The organism is Mesorhizobium sp. M0898 (genome assembly GCF_040319695.1).
In the GTDB taxonomy this organism is placed as follows: domain Bacteria; phylum Pseudomonadota; class Alphaproteobacteria; order Rhizobiales; family Rhizobiaceae; genus Mesorhizobium.
The window spans coordinates 404077-419884 of sequence record NZ_JAMYOE010000002.1; the positions used below are offsets into that span (position 1 = coordinate 404077).

Sequence of the window (15808 nt, forward strand, 5' to 3'; positions counted from 1 at the left end):
AGCCGGCGCCGGCGTTCGTTCAAGCAATGGCGTTCGTTCAAGCAATAATGTCTGGAATGATCTTGTCTTCCAGCGCCATCAGCCTGTCCTTCAGGAAAAGCTTCTTTTTCTTCATGCGCTGGATTTGCAGCGGGTCGCAATTCATGGCGATCATCGCATTGATGGCCGCGTCGAAATCGGCGTGTTCCTGCTTCAGCCGGGAATATTCGAGGCGGATATCTGCCTGTTCCTGATCGGACATTTTTTACCGTCTGCACGTCTGCGGCGCCCAAACTATGGGCCTGATTGGGCGGGACCGGGCCTTCTTGCACCGGCGCGCAGCCCATATCACATTTCATATTGGCGTGGAATGCTACCACGCAGCATTCGACATCGGTGCGCGATGGTGGCACACTGTCATCATGCCGTCATAGAAGCGAGCCTGCGGTGGACGTGCCATGACGGCTGCAATCCGAGGAAACCATGAAAGGGAGAACCAATCATGTCTCTTGCATCCCATCTTGATGAGCTGCAGCGGAAACACGGCGACATCGAACGCGAAATCGATGATGCGATGACCCATCCATCGGTAGACGACCTCGAAATCGTGAATCTCAAGCGGCGCAAGCTGGCGCTCAAGGACGAGATTGAAAAACTGAAGGCGAAACCGACGACGCACTGAAGCCCTTCCAGGACTAGAAGCGCCGCCCGGCGCGCGATCTTTCCGGTGGCATCGCTATGCTGCCGGAAACGTTCGTGGATTTGCGGCAAGCTGCCGTCTTGTCATTTCCGATTTGCTGGGCCTGCGCGCCAGTCGCCATTGACAAGCCATCTTTGCTCCTCCACCTCATGCCCGGACCTTCAAGATTAAAGGCAGCCGGCATGACCGGATATTTTTCCTCACCCTTCCCACGCCGCAGGTCGGTCGGTGTCGATGTCGGCGGCGTGATGGTCGGCGGCGGCGCGCCGGTCGTCGTCCAGTCAATGACCAACACCGATACGGCCGATGTCGACCAGACGGTCGCGCAAGTGGCGGCGCTGCATCGTGCCGGCTCGGAGATCGTGCGCATAACCGTCGATCGCGACGAAAGCGCTGCGGCCGTACCGGCTATCCGCGAGCGGCTGGAACGGCTCGGCATCGACGTGCCGCTGGTCGGCGATTTCCATTATATCGGCCACAAGCTCCTGGCCGACCACCCGGCCTGTGCCGAGGCACTGGCCAAATACCGTATCAATCCCGGCAATGTCGGGTTCAAGGACAAGAAAGACCGGCAGTTCGCGGCGATCGTCGAGATGGCGATCAAATACGACAAACCGGTGCGCATCGGCGTCAATTGGGGTTCGCTTGACCAGGAGCTGCTGACCCGGCTGATGGACGACAACCAGGCCCAGGGCTTTCCGCTGACGGCGCAGGAAGTGACGCGCGAGGCAATCGTGCAATCGGCGATCCTGTCGGCCGGAATGGCCGAAGAGATCGGCCTTGCGCGCGAGAAAATCATCCTGTCGGCCAAGGTCAGCGGCGTGCAGGATCTGATCGCCGTCTACACCGAGCTTGCCACCCGTTCCGACCACGCGCTGCACCTCGGTCTGACGGAGGCCGGCATGGGCTCGAAAGGCATCGTCGCCTCGTCCGCGGCCATGGGCATCCTGCTCCAGCAAGGCATTGGCGACACCATCCGCATCTCGCTGACGCCGGAGCCGAACGGCGACCGCACACGCGAAGTGCAGGTGTCGCAAGAACTGCTGCAAACCATGGGCTTCCGGCAGTTCGTGCCGATCGTCGCTGCCTGCCCGGGCTGCGGCCGCACGACCTCGACCGTGTTCCAGGAGCTTGCCCAGAACATCCAGGCCGACCTGCGCAAGAACATGCCGGTGTGGCGCGAACAATATCCCGGCGTCGAGAACCTCAAGGTCGCGGTGATGGGTTGCATCGTCAACGGTCCGGGCGAATCCAAACATGCCGATATCGGCATTTCGCTGCCCGGCACCGGCGAGACACCGACCGCCCCGGTATTCGTCGACGGCAAGAAGGCGGCGACGCTGCGCGGCCCATCGATTGCCGCGGATTTCGAGAAGATGGTCGCCGACTACATCGAACGGCGGTTTGGGCAACACGGCAAAGCCGCGGCGGAGTAGTTCGATGCGGCGTTTGCTTGGGGCGACGCTGGTTGTCATTTGCGGGCTGGGCTGGGCGACAGCCGTCCAGGCCGATCCGCCGCGGCCCGCCAAGCAGAAGCTGATCGATCGAGTTTGCGATCTTATCGAGACGCATGCCGACCAGAACGGCCTGCCCCGGGATTTCTTTGCCCGGCTGATCTGGAAGGAAAGCCGTTTCGATCCCAATGCGGTCAGCCCCGTCGGCGCGGAGGGTATCGCCCAATTCATGCCGGGCACCGCCAAGATGCGCGGGCTCGCCAATTCCTTCGACATCGAACAGGCGATCCCGGCCTCGGCAAAATACCTTGCCGAAATGAAATCCGGTTTCGGCAATCTCGGCCTCGCCGCCGCAGCCTACAATGCCGGCGAGAGCCGGGTGACGCGCTGGCTGAATTCCGGCGGATTCCTCCCGTTGGAGACCGAAAGCTACGTCCTGGACGTCATGGGCGAGCCGGCCGACAAGTTCACCGATGCCGCGTACGCCGGCGTCATCCGGCCGCTCGACAAGAAGGCGAGTTTCGCTGCCGCTTGCCGCGAGCTGCCGGTGATCATGTCCAGAACCGTGCCGATGTCGTCGATCAACATCAAGCCGTGGGGCGTGCAGGTGGCCGGCAATTTTCGCCGCGCCGCGGCGCTCAACCAGTGGCTGAGAGTGAAAAGCCGGTTCCCGGCACTGCTTGCCGGCCACGATCCGGTGGTCAGCCGGGTCCGCACACCGATCGGCAGGCGCGGCATCTATGCCGTGCGGATCGGCGCCGATAGCAGAGCCAAGGCCGACACAATCTGCGACAAGCTGCAAAGCGTCGGCGGCGCCTGCATCGTGGTGCGCAACCGGTAAAGCCATATGTCGGTGCGTTTTGCGCCATTGCTGCCCATCTCGCTCCCCGTGGGCACTTCGTCCTCGATACGTGAATCATATTTTCGGTGAACCGTTAGGCAGGTCTTGCATCGTCGTCGATGCGGGGTAAGGTCCCCGCGATTTTTCGCGAAAGGGATCAGCATGGCCGGCTTCAAGACACTGGACGACATCGGCAATATCAGCGGCAAGCGTGTGCTGGTGCGTGTCGACCTCAACGTTCCCGTCGCCGAGGGCAAGGTCACCGACGCCACCCGCATCGAGCGCATTGCGCCGACCATTGCCGAGCTCTCCGGCAAGGGCGCCAAGGTCATCCTGCTTGCCCATTTCGGCCGGCCGAAGGATGGACCGGCGGCGGAATTCTCGCTCGAGCCGATCGCCAAGGCGACGGCGGAAGTGCTCGGCCGCCCGGTTGGCTTTGCCGCCGACTGCATCGGCGACAAGGCGGGAAATGCCATTGCTGCCATGAATAATGGCGACGTGCTGCTGCTCGAGAACACCCGCTTCCATAAGGGCGAGGAGCAGAACGATCCGGCCTTCACCGAAAAGCTCGCCGCCAACGGCGACATTTTCGTCAACGACGCCTTCTCCGCTGCGCACCGCGCCCACTCGTCGACGGAAGGGTTGGCGCATGTGCAGCCTTCCTTCGCCGGCCGCACCATGCAGGCCGAGCTCGACGCGTTGGAAAAGGGTCTTGGAAATCCCGTCCGTCCGGTTGTCGCCATCGTCGGCGGCGCCAAGGTCTCGACCAAGATCGACCTGTTGATGAACCTGGTGAAGAAGGTCGACGCGCTGGTCATCGGCGGCGGCATGGCCAACACGTTTCTCGCGGCACGCGGCACCGATGTCGGGAAATCCTTGTGCGAGCGTGATCTCGCGACCACCGCCAAGCAGATCATGATCGAGGCGGCCGAGGCCGGCTGCGCCATCATCCTGCCCGCCGACGGCGTTGTCGCCAGGGAGTTCAAGGCCGGCGCCGCCAGCGAGACCGTCGCCATAGCAGACGTGCCGGCCGACGGCATGATCCTCGACGTCGGCGCAAAGACCGTGAAAACCATTGCCGAATGGATCGACCGCGCCGCGACGCTGGTCTGGAACGGGCCGCTCGGCGCCTTCGAGATCGAGCCATTCGACCACGCAACGGTGGCGACGGCCAGGCACGCGGCAGCGCGCACCAAGGCCGGCAAACTGGTTTCCGTCGCCGGCGGCGGCGACACGGTAGCGGCACTCAACCATGCCGGCGTCGCCGACGATTTCACCTATGTCTCGACGGCCGGTGGCGCTTTCCTGGAATGGATGGAAGGCAAACCCTTGCCTGGCGTCGACGTGCTGAAGCGCTGAGATCGGCCGCAATAACAGCGCGAAAGAGGGCGCCCGCGACTTTCAATCGATTCGCGCTTACCCGGCGAAATTGTTCGACTTGAACCTGCGCTGCTCTGGTGGTCTGCTGGGCACGGATCAATTCTTTCAGGAGAAGCACGATGAGCGAACGTCTCGAGGACATTGCCGCCGCGATTGTGGCCAATGGCAAGGGCCTGCTGGCTGCCGACGAGAGCTCCGGCACCATCAAGAAGCGCTTCGACGTCATCGGCGTCGAGTCGACCGCCGACAGCCGCCGCGACTATCGCGAGATGATGTTCCGCGCCAGCGATGCAATGACCAAGTACATTTCCGGCGTCATCCTCTACGACGAGACCATTCACCAGAAGGCCGCCGACGGCACACCGCTGGTCGACATCATCAAGGCATCAGGCGCTATCCCCGGCATCAAGGTCGACGCCGGCGCCAAGCCGCTGGCCGGCTTTCCCGGCGACACCATCACCGAGGGCCTGGACGGCCTGCGCGAACGCCTTGCCGACTATTACAAGCTCGGCGCCCGCTTCGCCAAATGGCGCGCGGTGATCGACATCGATGTTGCCAAGGGCGTGCCTTCCGCCACCTCGATCGGCTCGAACGCCCATGCGCTGGCCCGTTACGCCGCGGTTTGCCAGGAGGCCGGCATCGTGCCGATCGTCGAGCCGGAGGTGCTGATGGACGGCGCCCACGACATCGACACCTGCTACGAGATCAGCAAGGCGACACTGACAAAGTTGTACACCGAGCTCTATGCGGCTCGCGTCGTGCTCGAAGGCACCATCCTGAAGCCGAACATGGTGCTGGCCGGCAAGAAATCAGGCAAGGTCAGCAGCCCCGACGAAGTCGCCGAGAAGACAATAAAACTGTTCCGCGAGACGGTGCCGGCCGCTATTGGAGGCATTGCCTTCCTTTCGGGCGGACAATCTGACGAGGAGGCGACCGCCAACCTCAACGCCATCAATGCCATTGGCCCGCATCCGTGGAAGCTGACCTTTTCCTACGGCCGCGCCTTGCAGGCCGCTCCGCAGAAGGCGTGGGGCGGCAAGGCGGCGAATGTCGCCGCCGCACAGGCTGCCTTCGCCCATCGCGCCCACATGAACCATCTGGCAGCGCTTGGACAATGGCAGCCGACCCTTGAGCAAGCCGCCTGACTGAATTCAGGTTGCGTTCCTCCGACCCGGGCCATGTGCCCGGGTTTGTTTGAAAGCAGCAAGGTCTGCAATTTCCTGCAACTGAAATGCAGCTCTGTGTCGGCATTCCTCGCTGCCGATCGTCCTCCGTGAAAAGAGGAGCAGACCTATGCCAAACAACAAGACCGTATCGCAGGAAAAATGGTTTCAGGCGCACAAGGCGCATCTGGCGCGAAAAGGAATTGACGCGCTTTCGCGACCGCGTCGCCGCCCAACGCCGCGAATTGCCGTGGCTGAAGATCCGCAAGGACTATGTCTTCGAGACCGAGCAAGGGCCAAAGAAACTGCCCGACCTGTTCGGCGGCAACAGCCAGCTGATCGTCTACCATTTCATGTTCGGGCCGGGCGCCGATTATCGCTGCGAAGGCTGCTCATTTCTTGCCGACCACATCGACGGCGCCAACCAGCATCTCAGGCATCACGATGTCTCACTTGTCGTGGTAGCGCGCGCGCCACTGGCTGAATTGCTGCCCTACAAGCAGCGCATGGGCTGGAAATTCGACTGGGTGTCGTCCTACGCCTCGGACTTCAACTTCGACATGCAGGTGTCATTCACCGACAAGCAGATCGCGGCCGGCGACACCACCTACAATTTCGAGCAGTGCGCGCTGAGATCGAAAGACCTTCCCGGCACCAGCGTGTTCTATCGCGACGAGAAAGGCGACATCTTCCTGACTTTTATCTCGCGCTCCAGAGGCGGCGATCCGCTGATCGGCGCCTATCACTATCTCGACCTGACGCCGAAGGGTCGCAACGAAACCGGTCCCCACCATAGCCTGGTGGACTGGGTGCGGTTGCATGACGAGTATGAAGACCAATCCGGGACGCATGACGGTTGCCATTGAGGCGACAAGGGTGTCGCTGCAAGGTCGTTCACCTTCAGTGCAACATGCGCTAAGTGCTGTTCGCTATGCCCTAAAAGGGACTTGCCATGCGGCGCTTTCCGACCCTTCTCACCTGGCTCGCCTTTCCGGTTTATGTCTGGCAAGGACTTGGCGTGCGTCGCCGCACCGCCCGCATGCTGCCGGCACAAGGTCCGGTCATGCACGAGATATCTGGCCTGGTGCCAGCAATCTCGGTTCTGGTGCTTGGCGATTCCTCCGCCGCTTCGGTAGGGATCGGCAATTCCGAAAACGGATTGGCCGCGCAACTGGCAGTTCTGATTGCGCAACGCACCGGCCGCACCGTGCGCTGGCGGGCGGCCGGCTTCAACTCGGCAACCTCTGGCCAGATCCGCGATCATGTGCTGCCCAATCTATCGGCCGATCCGTGGACGCATATCGTGCTGGCCATCGGTACCAACGACACCAAGAATTTTCATTCGGTACCGCGCTTCAAGCGCGAGTTTGGCGGCCTGCTCTACGCGCTGCGCGCCAAATGGCCGGAAGCGCGCGTCGTGTGGTCGCCGGTGCTGGAGTTCACCCGGGCTCCGGCAATGCCGCCGCTGCTCGGCAAGATCCTCGAAATCCGCGCCGTCAAAATGAACCGGATGGGCGAGCGCCTTTGCCTCGAACGCGGCGCCATACCGGCGCCCCGGCTGCCGATCACGGATGCCGATGCCGGCTTCGCATCGGATGGATTTCACGCTTCGGAAGCCGGCTACCGAGCCTGGGCGGAACATCTGGTCAGCCTGGTGCTCGCCAACGAACCGGGCGTCGCGTAGCGGGCCGCCCGCACTACGTCCAGTGCCCGAGCACCGCCGTAATCGAAATCGCCGCCATCGCCAGCAGCGCCAGCTTCCAGAAATCGCTGCGCCGCTTCAGCCCGGGCCAGCCAAGCGGCTTGATGAGCTGGATGACCATCATGGCGATGATGACGAGCGCGAGAAGTTTCGACATGCAGCCTTTGATCAGCATCGCGGCTGGCTGTCAAAGCGGCTCCGGAATCGCCGTCTTTCCAGTGCAGCAGGCCTCTTTTCAGCACTGCCTGATCACTTCGGTCGACAAATCGGAACGCCGGTCAGGAGAGACGCACCCTCCTGACAGACTGCTGTCAGCAGGGGTGTGCGATAGTGCCTGCATCGAAAGAGAGGAGACCAGCCATGAACGGTATTACCATTCTGCGTAGCGTGCAGCACTATGTCGGCAAGATCCGGACGATCCGCAATGAGATCCGCACCCAGCGATTCATGAACACCCTGCCGGCGGACATCCGCAAGGATATTGGTTGGCCGGACATGTATGGCGACCGCCGCAATGGCGGCAATTGAGGCAAGCTTTCCGCGTGGCGTTTGGATGCAACCTGGCGACGAGCTGAAATGGGCATGCTGAAGCCTCCTGACAGTATGGTGTCAGGAGGCTCGTGCCATAGTGCAATGGCCGCCGGAGCCGGATGGCCGAGAGGACGATCGATGAAAAGCTGGAACGACAGGCTGAACACGCCTGGCATCAACGGCATAACACCGTCGCCACGCACCATCGGCGACGTCGTCGAAGGCCAGCCGATGCTGGTTCCTACAGCTCGCCAGGTCCATGCATTCATCCGCTCTATCCCCGAAGGCATGGACATGAATATCCGCGCTTTGCGCACCGCTCTCGCCATCGAGCACGGTGCCGAGATGACATGTCCGGTCACCATCGGCTATCATCTGCGCACCGTCGCCGAGGCCGCCAACGAGGATCTTGAGCGTGGCATGGCGCTGGGCGACTTTGCGCCGTTCTGGCGGGTGGTCGACGCAAACACGCCGACAACGAGGAAACTGTCCTTCGGCGCGGCCTTCGTCGCCGCGCAGCGCAAGCGCGAAGGGCTGGAACGATAGACGCCGAGGGACCATACGATGCGCCGCGCCGACAGGCTCTTCCAGATCGTGCAGCATCTGCGTGGTGGTCGTCTGGTCACCGCCCAGAAGCTGGGCACGTGGCTCGAGGTTTCCGAGCGGACGATCTATCGCGACATCGCAGACCTGCAGTCGACCGGCGTGCCGATCGACGGCGAGGCCGGTGTCGGCTACATGATGAGGGAGGGTTTCGATCTTCCGCCGCTGATGTTCACGCGTGACGAGATCGTCGCGCTGGTCGCCGGCGCCCGCATGGTGCGCGCCTTTGGCGGCGCGGCCATGGCGCGAGCCGCCGACGAGGCGCTGGTCAAGATAGGCGCCGTGTTGCCCGACGCCGAAAAGGACCGCATCGCCCGTACCGAGATCCACACGCCGATGTGGGTGGTAAGCGATGCCGCCCGCGAAGCCATCGACCTGATCGAGCGGTCCATCGAGAAACGTCAGGTGCTGACCATCGACTATTCGGATGAGGCCGGCCGCAGCACCGCGCGCGACATCCGCCCGCTCGGCCTGTGGTTCTGGGGCAAGGTGTGGACCTTGGTCGCCTGGTGTGAGATGCGCGGCGATTTCCGCGCTTTCCGCATCGACCGCATCGCCTCGGTGGTCATCGCCGGCCGCACCTTCAAGCCGGAGCGCGGCAAGCAGCTCGCTGATTTCTATCGCGCGGTGGAGCGCAGCGAGGATTACGGCATGGCGCCGGACCGGGCGGCGCGAAGCTGACACGGAAGATCACAAAAAAAGCCCGCTTGAAAGTGGGCTTTTAGTTTTGGATGCCAGACCTATTCCTCTTCGTCGGCGTCCTTGTCCTTCGACTTCAGCGCCGAAAGCTTGGCGAAGACGGCGTTGGCGTCAAGTTCGCGGTCCTCGTCCTTCGGCTTTTCGGGCGCCGGCACCAGCCGTTCGGTCAAGGCGGCCGGCAGCAGCGTATCGCCGACCGGCTGCGCCTGCTCGCGGCCGCGCGAGGCGCGGTTGATTTCCATATCGAGGTCGATCTGCGACGTCAGGCCGAGCGTCACCGGATCCATCGGCTGGAGATTGGCGGAGTTCCAGTGCTTTCTGTCGCGAATCTGGTCGATCGTCGACTTCGTTGTGCCGACAAGGCGGGCAATCTGCGCATCCTTGAGCTCGGGATGGTTGCGCACCAGCCAGAGGATGGCGTTGGGCCGGTCCTGGCGCTTCGACAGCGGCGTGTAGCGCGGACCCTTGCGTTTGGATTCCGGCACCCGCACCTTGGGATCGGAGAGCTTCAGCCGGTGGTTGGCGTCCTTCTCGGCGCGCGCGATCTCGTCGCGAGTGAGCTGGCCGGTCATGATCGGGTCCATGCCCTTGATGCCTTGCGCCGACTCGCCGTCGGCGATCGCCTTGACCTCAAGCGGATGCAATCCGCAGAACTGCGCAATCTGCTCGAAGGAAAGCGCTGTGTTGTCAACCAGCCAGACGGCGGTCGCCTTTGGCATCAGCAGCGTATTGGCCATTACAAAAATCCTTCTCGTTCGCCCGCGTTCCCGCGCGGGCGGTGGTTTAGAGCCACCAAAATGGGAAAATCGCGGTCTATATAACCGCTCGCTCGCCGTTTCGCAATGTTTTTGGCAGGCGCGCGTCAAGGACGGCACGGCAGCGCGACCAGCAGACCGCGAAGGGTCGGCAGATGACGCCATGCAGTCGAAACCTTCAAAAAGACAAAGCCCGCCAGACCAAGGTCGGGCGGGCTCGGAACCGGCGACGGAAATCCGTCTGCTGCGGCTCTGGCTTCTAAAGCTTGATCCCGAACCGCGGCTCGGCGTTGCCGAAAAGCGGCGCCCGGTCTTCGAGCGGGATCGTGCTCGAGATCAAAGCCCTTTGCGGGCGATTCTCTCGATGTCGCCGCGGTTGATGCCGAGGTCGTTGAGCTGACGAGCATTCAGCCGGTTCAGTTCGCGCACGGTTTCGTTGTACATGCGCCAGTTACGGAAAGCGCGGATCGGGTTCATGATAGTCCTCCATCGTTTTGATGCCGCGTAAATAGGCATCGGCGATGAAAAATTGAACAGACGCTTTTGCATGGCCGCAATGCGTTTGTTGCATTGCACCATTAAGCTTTCGTTCAGCCTGCTTGCGGGCCGTCAGGCGACATCGAGCACAATCTTGCCGATGTGCTCACCCTCCTCCATCCGCTCATGCGCCCGCCACGCTTCCTTGAGCGGGAAGATCGTATCCATCACCGGCGCAACCTTGCGCGTGCCGAGCAGCGGCCAAACCTGCGCCTCGAGCGCAGCCGCAACTGCCGCCTTGAACTCCACGGTGCGTGGCCTGAGCAGCGATCCTGTGTGCACGAGCCGCTTGGCCATGATCTTGAAGAAATCGGCGCTCGCCACTGCCCCGCCCTGCGTCGCGATCTGGACGATGCGGCCTTCCATGGCTGCAGCCTCATAGTTTCGCGCCACATAGTCGCCGCCGACCATGTCGAGGATGACATTGGCACCCTTGCCGCCGGTTGCCTCCTTGACTGCGGCGACGAAGTCCTCCTCGCGGTAGTTGATCGCCCGGTCGGCGCCGAGCTTGAGGCAGGCGTCGCATTTCTCCTTGCTGCCGGCGGTGGTGACGACATAGGCGCCGAAAGCGGCAGCAAGCTGGATCGCCGTGGTGCCGATACCCGACGAGCCGCCATGCACGAGCAGTGTCTCGCCGCTCTTCAGGCCGCCGCGCTCGAAGACATTGTGCCAAACAGTGAAGTAGTTTTCCGGCAGCGCCGCCGCTTCGGTGTAGGTAAAGCCGGCGGGCAGCGGCAGCACGCTGCCGGCGTGCACTCTGACATATTCGGCATAGCCGCCGCCCGCCGTCAGCGCACAGACCCGGTCGCCGACGCGCCAGCGCGATATCTCGTCACCAAGGGCAGCGACTTCGCCTGCTGCTTCCAGGCCCGGCAGATCCGACGCTCCCGGCGGTGGCGGATAGGCGCCCTTGCGCTGTTGCACGTCCGGCCGGTTGACGCCGGCGGCCCGCACCCGGATCAGGATCTCGCCGGGACCGGGAACCGGTACGTCGCGGGTTTCCGGTTTCAGCACCCGCGGCCCGCCCGGTTCCGATATGGCGATCGCCATCATCTTCGCCGGAATTTTCTGTGCGTTCGCCATGAATTTTCCCGTCGTGCTCCGCCGGTTTCTCGTGCCAGCTCTTGCCCGCCATTTGCATCCATACCCTTGCCCTATGTATGCTCATTGGCAAATCAGGCAAATGGGCAATCACGGAGGAGCGACGATGGCGATCTTCGACGACGAACCCAAGAAGAAGGCGCGCCCGCACGAGATCGGGCAGGATCTGTCGCTGCTTTCCGTCGATGAATTGTCCGAACGGATCGGTATCCTGCGCGACGAGATCGCCCGGCTGGAAGCCGAGCTCAAGACCAAGGGCTCGACCAAGTCGGCGGCAGAGGCGCTGTTTCGCCGCGGGTAGTTACTGCGGGTAATTCCAAAAGCTCGGGCACGCCGCCGAAAAGCCGAATGCCGCTGTCTCCAGACTTGTGCCCTAAACCCCAGCCGGATTGAAAAATGTTCGCAAGCTACAGACCGATCCTCTCGCTGCTGCGCGGCACCGCGTTCCTGTTGGCGGCATCCGGACTGCACGGTCTGCTGTTGCCGCTGCGTGGCCAGGTGGAGGGCTTCTCGACGGCATCGCTCGGCCTGATGGGCACGGCTTGGGCCGGCGGCTTCGTCACCGGCTGCTTCTTTGCGCCACGCATCGTGCGCCGCGCCGGTCATGTCAGGGCTTTCGGCGCCTTTGCCGCATCGGGAGCGATCGTCGCACTGCTCACCGGCCTGATCATCGACGAATATACCTGGATCCTGCTGCGCGCCTTCACCGGCTTCACCATGGCCGGCGCCTTCATGGTCATCGAAAGCTGGCTCAACGAGAAGGCCACCAACGAAAACCGCGGCACCGTCTTCGGCCTCTACATGATGGTCACCTATGCCTCGATCATGGGCGGTCAGATGATCGTTGCCGGCGGCGATGTGAGATCGGCGTCGCTGTTCATGATCACCGGCATTCTGTTCTGCCTGTCGCTGATCCCGACGGCGGTCTCGACGGCGTCTCACCCCAAGCCGCTGCAGGACGTGTCGCTTGACGTCAAGGGGCTCTACGTCAATTCGCCGGTGTCGGCGATCGCTTGCGTGCTGATCGGCATCGCCAACGGCGCCTGGGGTACACTTGGTGCCGTCTATGGAGCGCGCATCGGCATCTCGACAGCCGAGATCGCGCTGATGATGAGCCTCGTGGTCATCGCCGGCGCCGCCATGCAGCTTCCGGCCGGGCGGCTCTCCGACACGACGGACCGTCGTTTCGTGCTGGCGGGCGCGGCCTGCGGCGCTGCGCTGTTTGCCATCGCCATCTTCCTGTTCGAACCGCGCTCCGGCGTCTTCGTCATCGTCTGCACCGCCGCCTACGGCGCCTTCGCCTACACGCTCTATTCGATCGCGGTGGCGCATGCCAATGACCATGCGCGATCGGAGGACTTCGTCAAAGTGTCGGGCGGCCTGCTGCTGCTTTATGGCTTCGGCACGATGATCGGTCCGCTGGTGGCCGCCGGCCTGATGGGCTGGATGCGCCCTGAGGGGTTGTTCCTGGCCACTGCGCTCGCGCATCTCAGCCTGGCTGGCTATACGCTGCTGCGCATCAGCCGTCGCGCGCCGGTGCCGATCGAAGGCCGCGATGCCTTCAAGACCCAGCCGGCCGATCGTTCGGTGACGCCGGAAGCGTTGCGGCTCGACCCGCGCAGAAAAGCTGAAGCCGACAGTTGAGATTCGAGGCGCTTTGCCCCACAAATAAGGCATGATGCTTTCCGACGCCTTCATGGCGATTGCCGATCCCAACCGGCGCCATCTCTTGGAAGAGCTCCGGCGCGGACCGAAGACCGTCAACGAATTGGCATCCGGCTTGCCGGTGTCCCGCCCGGCCGTTTCGCAGCACCTGAAGGTGCTGCTTGATGCGGGGTTGGTCAACGCCAAGCCGGAAGGCACCAGGCGCGTCTATACGGTCAGCAATGCCGGCTTCCTGAAGCTCAACATCTGGCTTGACCAGTTCTGGGATGCGGAGCAGCTCGGTTCACCCGGAAGCTGAGAGGCATCGTCAGCGCGTCGAGCAACTAGGCAGCATCGGGCCTAGAGCAATTCCAGGAAAAGTGTGAAACGGTTTTCCGTACGGAATTGCGCAAAAACAAAGAGATAGAGCGGTTCGGCGTTTCCGTGAAACGACAAACCACTCTAGCCATTGTTGTAGGGGAAGAGCTTGAAATACGGCTGCGCTTCCTCGATCACACGGGCAACCGAGGGGCGTTGCAGCAACCGGTCGTGATAGCGCCTGACCGCAGGATATTCGTCTCCGAACGGCTCGACCTTGTTGGCGTAGAACAGCGCGGGGGCGGCAGCGCAGTCGGCCATGGTGAAGCTCGCACCCACCGTCCATGTCCTCGACCGCATGTCCTGTTCAATGATGGCGTAGGAGCTGCGCAGCTGGGCGCGGGCCTGCTCGACGCCGAACGGATCGGTCTTGCCCTCCGGCCGCAGCCGGTCGCCAACGATCTTCTGCATCGGTTCCTGGACGTAGAAGTCATAGAAGCGGTCGGCGAGCCGGGTCTGGCGAGCGAGATCGAGATCGGCGGGGATCAGTTCGACCGGCCCAGGATAATACGCGTTGAGATATTCGATGACGATCGTCGATTCCGGCACGGTCCGGTCAAGCGCTTCATCGCGCAGCACCGGCATCTTGCCGAGCGGCCACAATTTCAGAAACGCCGCGCGCGATTGTTCATTGCCGAGATCGACAACGACGGATGTGAATGGCGTGCCGTTCTCATAGAGCGCGATCAGCGGCTTCCAGCAGAAGGAGGCCAGTGGATGAAGGTGCATAATCAGGGACATTTTTGCTCCTATCTTTGGTGCTTCGTCTCGCGGGCATCCGGTGTCAAGGTTCGGCCCGCTGCTACGTGGCCCGGCTGTGGGCGACGATGGCATCGATGATCGCGGCCCAGTCGTCGGGATGCAGCTCGTGGCCGCCGCCCTCGATCCGGAGCAGCCTTGCACCGGCGACCGCGTCGGCAAGAGCGGCGCCATGCTCGACTGGAAAGATGGGATCGTCGGTGCCGTGGATAACGAGGAGCGGGATTTTCATGTTGCGCAGCCGACCCGTCCAGTGCTCGCCGCTCCCATCTTCGCCACTCTTGAGCATGAAATGATTGGTCGCACTTAGAAAACCGCCGGACCGGTCATAATCCTGTTCGACGAAAGCCCGTGTTCGCTGCTCGTCGAAAGAGTTCGCCGCACCGGTGAGCGCATGCGCGTCCTTGACGATGAAATCGACCACTTGGCCCCGGTCCGCCCAATCGACCTTGGCGCCTTCGGCCGAGTGGTTCCTATAGGCCTGGGTGGTTCCGGGCAGATGCGAAGTATCGATGCCCAGGGGCGAGCTGCTGATCACCGTCAGCGAAGTGACACGCGCCGGGTATTTCAACGCAACAAGCTGCGCGATCATGCCGCCCATCGACATGCCGACCACGTGCGCCTTTCGGATTCCATGGTCGTCAAGGACGCGGATAGCATCGTCCGCCATGTCGTCAAATGTATAAGGCGGCTCGCCCGGCGCGTACTTGGTCGAACGGCCGGTATCGCGATTGTCATAGCGGATCACGAAGCGACCCTCGCCGGCCAGCTTCCGGCAAAACGCTTCGGGCCACCAAAGCATGGAAGCCATCGCGCCCATGATCAACAACACCGCAGGATGGGCCGGATCGCCGAACGTCTGGGATGCGATTTCGGGGTGTTCGGCGTTTTTCATGGCTTTCCTCCCTGGGCTTCCAACTGATTGCATTTTGCAATCAGTTGCACGATATTAAAACCGATACGATAATGCAACCGGTTTTGGAGATTCGCATGAACATCGATCGTCGGTCCGGATGCCCCATCAACCTGTCGCTCGAAGTGTTCGGTGACCGGTGGAGCCTGATCATCCTTCGCGACATCATCTTCGGCGGCAGACGCCACTTTCGCGAACTGCTCAACGGCTCGGTGGAGGGCATCGCCTCCAACATCCTCGCCGACCGGCTGAAGAGGCTGAAGGAGCTCGGCATGCTGACCAAGGCGGACGATCCCTCCCATAAGCAAAAAGCGATCTACAGCCTGACCGAAATGGCGATTACGCTGGTGCCGATCCTGGCGCATCTCGGCGCCTGGGGTCGCGTCTGGCTGCCGGTCAGCGAAGAGCTCTCTATCCGTGCCGAGCTTCTGGAAAAAGGCGGCCCGCCGATGTGGGACAAGTTCATGAACGAGTTGCGCCACGAGCATCTGGGTGCGTCTCCCGCCCCATCTGGACCCACCGTCCGCGCGACTTTGCAGGCCGGATACGATGCGGTCGTCGCCCGCAAGGCGGAGCGAGTCGGCTGCGACCCGGCGCCATGACCAACTTATTTTCCCAATTGCGGGCTGGCTCTGCTATCAAGGGACTGAAGATAATTTACGGATTGGA

The 15808-nt window shown here is 62.4% G+C and carries 20 protein-coding genes and 1 pseudogene; 14 read left to right on the forward strand and 7 right to left on the reverse strand.

Going from position 1 to position 15808, the window contains the following annotated elements:
• Positions 1–37 precede the first annotated feature (37 nt).
• Positions 38–241, reverse strand: coding sequence for a YdcH family protein (locus tag NKH90_RS05025; RefSeq protein WP_023678480.1), 204 nt, complete (start codon positions 239–241; stop codon positions 38–40).
• 240 nt (positions 242–481) lie between these two features.
• Between NKH90_RS05025 and NKH90_RS05030 the strand changes: the two genes are divergently transcribed.
• The 7 genes and pseudogenes from NKH90_RS05030 (at position 482) to NKH90_RS05060 (ending at position 7201) form a co-directional block, all read left to right on the forward strand.
• A complete protein-coding gene (locus tag NKH90_RS05030; protein WP_023678481.1) occupies positions 482–661 on the forward strand; it encodes a YdcH family protein in 180 nt (59 codons plus the stop codon).
• A 200-nt stretch (positions 662–861) separates the two neighbouring features.
• Positions 862–2115, forward strand: a complete 1254-nt coding sequence (gene ispG, locus NKH90_RS05035; protein WP_352817738.1) for a flavodoxin-dependent (E)-4-hydroxy-3-methylbut-2-enyl-diphosphate synthase — start codon at positions 862–864, stop codon at positions 2113–2115.
• 4 nt (positions 2116–2119) lie between these two features.
• On the forward strand, positions 2120–2974 hold the full coding sequence (locus tag NKH90_RS05040; protein ID WP_352817740.1) for a transglycosylase SLT domain-containing protein: 855 nt from the start codon (positions 2120–2122) through the stop codon (positions 2972–2974).
• Between the two features lie 162 nt (positions 2975–3136).
• Positions 3137–4333, forward strand: a complete 1197-nt coding sequence (locus NKH90_RS05045; protein WP_352471156.1) for a phosphoglycerate kinase — start codon at positions 3137–3139, stop codon at positions 4331–4333.
• 140 nt (positions 4334–4473) lie between these two features.
• A complete protein-coding gene (locus NKH90_RS05050) occupies positions 4474–5499 on the forward strand; it encodes a class I fructose-bisphosphate aldolase (RefSeq protein WP_352817744.1) in 1026 nt (341 codons plus the stop codon).
• A gap of 148 nt (positions 5500–5647) precedes the next feature.
• Positions 5648–6383 (forward strand): annotated as a pseudogene (locus tag NKH90_RS05055) (DUF899 domain-containing protein).
• A gap of 86 nt (positions 6384–6469) precedes the next feature.
• Positions 6470–7201, forward strand: a complete 732-nt coding sequence (locus NKH90_RS05060) for an SGNH/GDSL hydrolase family protein (protein ID WP_352613482.1) — start codon at positions 6470–6472, stop codon at positions 7199–7201.
• A gap of 13 nt (positions 7202–7214) precedes the next feature.
• On the opposite strand, the gene NKH90_RS05065 is transcribed toward NKH90_RS05060, so the two are convergent.
• Complete coding sequence (locus NKH90_RS05065; protein WP_008873884.1) at positions 7215–7376, reverse strand: hypothetical protein; 162 nt, start codon at positions 7374–7376, stop codon at positions 7215–7217.
• Positions 7377–7579: 203 nt separating this feature from the next.
• Here NKH90_RS05065 and NKH90_RS05070 point away from each other — a divergent pair, with 203 nt between their 5' ends.
• The 3 genes from NKH90_RS05070 (at position 7580) to NKH90_RS05080 (ending at position 9034) form a co-directional block, all read left to right on the forward strand.
• Positions 7580–7747 carry a hypothetical protein gene (locus NKH90_RS05070; RefSeq protein WP_023678489.1) on the forward strand — a complete coding sequence of 56 codons (168 nt, stop codon included), beginning with the start codon at positions 7580–7582 and terminating at the stop codon, positions 7745–7747.
• Between the two features lie 141 nt (positions 7748–7888).
• A complete protein-coding gene (locus tag NKH90_RS05075; protein WP_352471152.1) occupies positions 7889–8296 on the forward strand; it encodes a hypothetical protein in 408 nt (135 codons plus the stop codon).
• Positions 8297–8314: 18 nt separating this feature from the next.
• On the forward strand, positions 8315–9034 hold the full coding sequence (locus tag NKH90_RS05080) for a helix-turn-helix transcriptional regulator (protein ID WP_023678491.1): 720 nt from the start codon (positions 8315–8317) through the stop codon (positions 9032–9034).
• A gap of 59 nt (positions 9035–9093) precedes the next feature.
• On the opposite strand, the gene NKH90_RS05085 is transcribed toward NKH90_RS05080, so the two are convergent.
• From NKH90_RS05085 to NKH90_RS05095, 3 genes are all read right to left on the reverse strand, one after another.
• The gene (locus tag NKH90_RS05085; protein WP_023678492.1) at positions 9094–9789 is read right to left on the reverse strand and encodes a DUF1013 domain-containing protein; all 696 of its coding nucleotides are present in this window, start codon (positions 9787–9789) and stop codon (positions 9094–9096) included.
• A 354-nt stretch (positions 9790–10143) separates the two neighbouring features.
• Positions 10144–10284: a DUF1127 domain-containing protein gene (locus NKH90_RS05090; RefSeq protein ID WP_023678493.1), complete on the reverse strand. Its 141-nt coding sequence runs from the start codon at positions 10282–10284 to the stop codon at positions 10144–10146.
• Between the two features lie 132 nt (positions 10285–10416).
• Positions 10417–11427 (reverse strand): NAD(P)H-quinone oxidoreductase, encoded by a 1011-nt coding sequence (locus NKH90_RS05095; RefSeq protein ID WP_352454845.1) that lies wholly within the window; start codon positions 11425–11427, stop codon positions 10417–10419.
• A gap of 124 nt (positions 11428–11551) precedes the next feature.
• Between NKH90_RS05095 and NKH90_RS05100 the strand changes: the two genes are divergently transcribed.
• The 3 genes from NKH90_RS05100 to NKH90_RS05110 all read left to right on the forward strand — a co-directional run bounded on the left by NKH90_RS05100 (position 11552) and on the right by NKH90_RS05110 (position 13408).
• Complete coding sequence (locus tag NKH90_RS05100; protein WP_023678495.1) at positions 11552–11746, forward strand: DUF1192 domain-containing protein; 195 nt, start codon at positions 11552–11554, stop codon at positions 11744–11746.
• Positions 11747–11841: 95 nt separating this feature from the next.
• The gene (locus NKH90_RS05105) at positions 11842–13089 is read left to right on the forward strand and encodes an MFS transporter (RefSeq protein ID WP_352683429.1); all 1248 of its coding nucleotides are present in this window, start codon (positions 11842–11844) and stop codon (positions 13087–13089) included.
• Positions 13090–13120: 31 nt separating this feature from the next.
• A complete protein-coding gene (locus tag NKH90_RS05110; RefSeq protein ID WP_023678497.1) occupies positions 13121–13408 on the forward strand; it encodes an ArsR/SmtB family transcription factor in 288 nt (95 codons plus the stop codon).
• A 143-nt stretch (positions 13409–13551) separates the two neighbouring features.
• On the opposite strand, the gene NKH90_RS05115 is transcribed toward NKH90_RS05110, so the two are convergent.
• Positions 13552–14208, reverse strand: a complete 657-nt coding sequence (locus NKH90_RS05115) for a glutathione S-transferase family protein (protein WP_352771901.1) — start codon at positions 14206–14208, stop codon at positions 13552–13554.
• A gap of 61 nt (positions 14209–14269) precedes the next feature.
• Positions 14270–15121 carry an alpha/beta fold hydrolase gene (locus NKH90_RS05120; protein WP_352817749.1) on the reverse strand — a complete coding sequence of 284 codons (852 nt, stop codon included), beginning with the start codon at positions 15119–15121 and terminating at the stop codon, positions 14270–14272.
• A gap of 95 nt (positions 15122–15216) precedes the next feature.
• Between NKH90_RS05120 and NKH90_RS05125 the strand changes: the two genes are divergently transcribed.
• The gene (locus NKH90_RS05125) at positions 15217–15741 is read left to right on the forward strand and encodes a winged helix-turn-helix transcriptional regulator (RefSeq protein ID WP_352540251.1); all 525 of its coding nucleotides are present in this window, start codon (positions 15217–15219) and stop codon (positions 15739–15741) included.
• Positions 15742–15808: the final 67 nt, after the last annotated feature.

What these genes read in the sequence shown, in the direction of transcription:
- NKH90_RS05040 (WP_352817740.1), top strand. Translation starts at nt 2,120, where the DNA reads ATGCGGCGTTTGCTTGGGGCGACGCTGGTTGTCATTTGCGGGCTGGGC.
- NKH90_RS05050 (WP_352817744.1), top strand. Translation starts at nt 4,474, where the DNA reads ATGAGCGAACGTCTCGAGGACATTGCCGCCGCGATTGTGGCCAATGGC.
- NKH90_RS05105 (WP_352683429.1), top strand. Translation starts at nt 11,842, where the DNA reads ATGTTCGCAAGCTACAGACCGATCCTCTCGCTGCTGCGCGGCACCGCG.
- NKH90_RS05060 (WP_352613482.1), top strand. Translation starts at nt 6,470, where the DNA reads ATGCGGCGCTTTCCGACCCTTCTCACCTGGCTCGCCTTTCCGGTTTAT.
- NKH90_RS05080 (WP_023678491.1), top strand. Translation starts at nt 8,315, where the DNA reads ATGCGCCGCGCCGACAGGCTCTTCCAGATCGTGCAGCATCTGCGTGGT.
- NKH90_RS05110 (WP_023678497.1), top strand. Translation starts at nt 13,121, where the DNA reads ATGATGCTTTCCGACGCCTTCATGGCGATTGCCGATCCCAACCGGCGC.
- NKH90_RS05030 (WP_023678481.1), top strand. Translation starts at nt 482, where the DNA reads ATGTCTCTTGCATCCCATCTTGATGAGCTGCAGCGGAAACACGGCGAC.
- NKH90_RS05085 (WP_023678492.1), bottom strand. Translation starts at nt 9,789, where the DNA reads ATGGCCAATACGCTGCTGATGCCAAAGGCGACCGCCGTCTGGCTGGTT.
- NKH90_RS05095 (WP_352454845.1), bottom strand. Translation starts at nt 11,427, where the DNA reads ATGGCGAACGCACAGAAAATTCCGGCGAAGATGATGGCGATCGCCATA.
- NKH90_RS05100 (WP_023678495.1), top strand. Translation starts at nt 11,552, where the DNA reads ATGGCGATCTTCGACGACGAACCCAAGAAGAAGGCGCGCCCGCACGAG.
- NKH90_RS05065 (WP_008873884.1), bottom strand. Translation starts at nt 7,376, where the DNA reads ATGTCGAAACTTCTCGCGCTCGTCATCATCGCCATGATGGTCATCCAG.
- NKH90_RS05070 (WP_023678489.1), top strand. Translation starts at nt 7,580, where the DNA reads ATGAACGGTATTACCATTCTGCGTAGCGTGCAGCACTATGTCGGCAAG.
- NKH90_RS05120 (WP_352817749.1), bottom strand. Translation starts at nt 15,121, where the DNA reads ATGAAAAACGCCGAACACCCCGAAATCGCATCCCAGACGTTCGGCGAT.
- NKH90_RS05115 (WP_352771901.1), bottom strand. Translation starts at nt 14,208, where the DNA reads ATGTCCCTGATTATGCACCTTCATCCACTGGCCTCCTTCTGCTGGAAG.
- ispG (WP_352817738.1), top strand. Translation starts at nt 862, where the DNA reads ATGACCGGATATTTTTCCTCACCCTTCCCACGCCGCAGGTCGGTCGGT.
- NKH90_RS05075 (WP_352471152.1), top strand. Translation starts at nt 7,889, where the DNA reads ATGAAAAGCTGGAACGACAGGCTGAACACGCCTGGCATCAACGGCATA.
- NKH90_RS05025 (WP_023678480.1), bottom strand. Translation starts at nt 241, where the DNA reads ATGTCCGATCAGGAACAGGCAGATATCCGCCTCGAATATTCCCGGCTG.
- NKH90_RS05045 (WP_352471156.1), top strand. Translation starts at nt 3,137, where the DNA reads ATGGCCGGCTTCAAGACACTGGACGACATCGGCAATATCAGCGGCAAG.
- NKH90_RS05090 (WP_023678493.1), bottom strand. Translation starts at nt 10,284, where the DNA reads ATGAACCCGATCCGCGCTTTCCGTAACTGGCGCATGTACAACGAAACC.
- NKH90_RS05125 (WP_352540251.1), top strand. Translation starts at nt 15,217, where the DNA reads ATGAACATCGATCGTCGGTCCGGATGCCCCATCAACCTGTCGCTCGAA.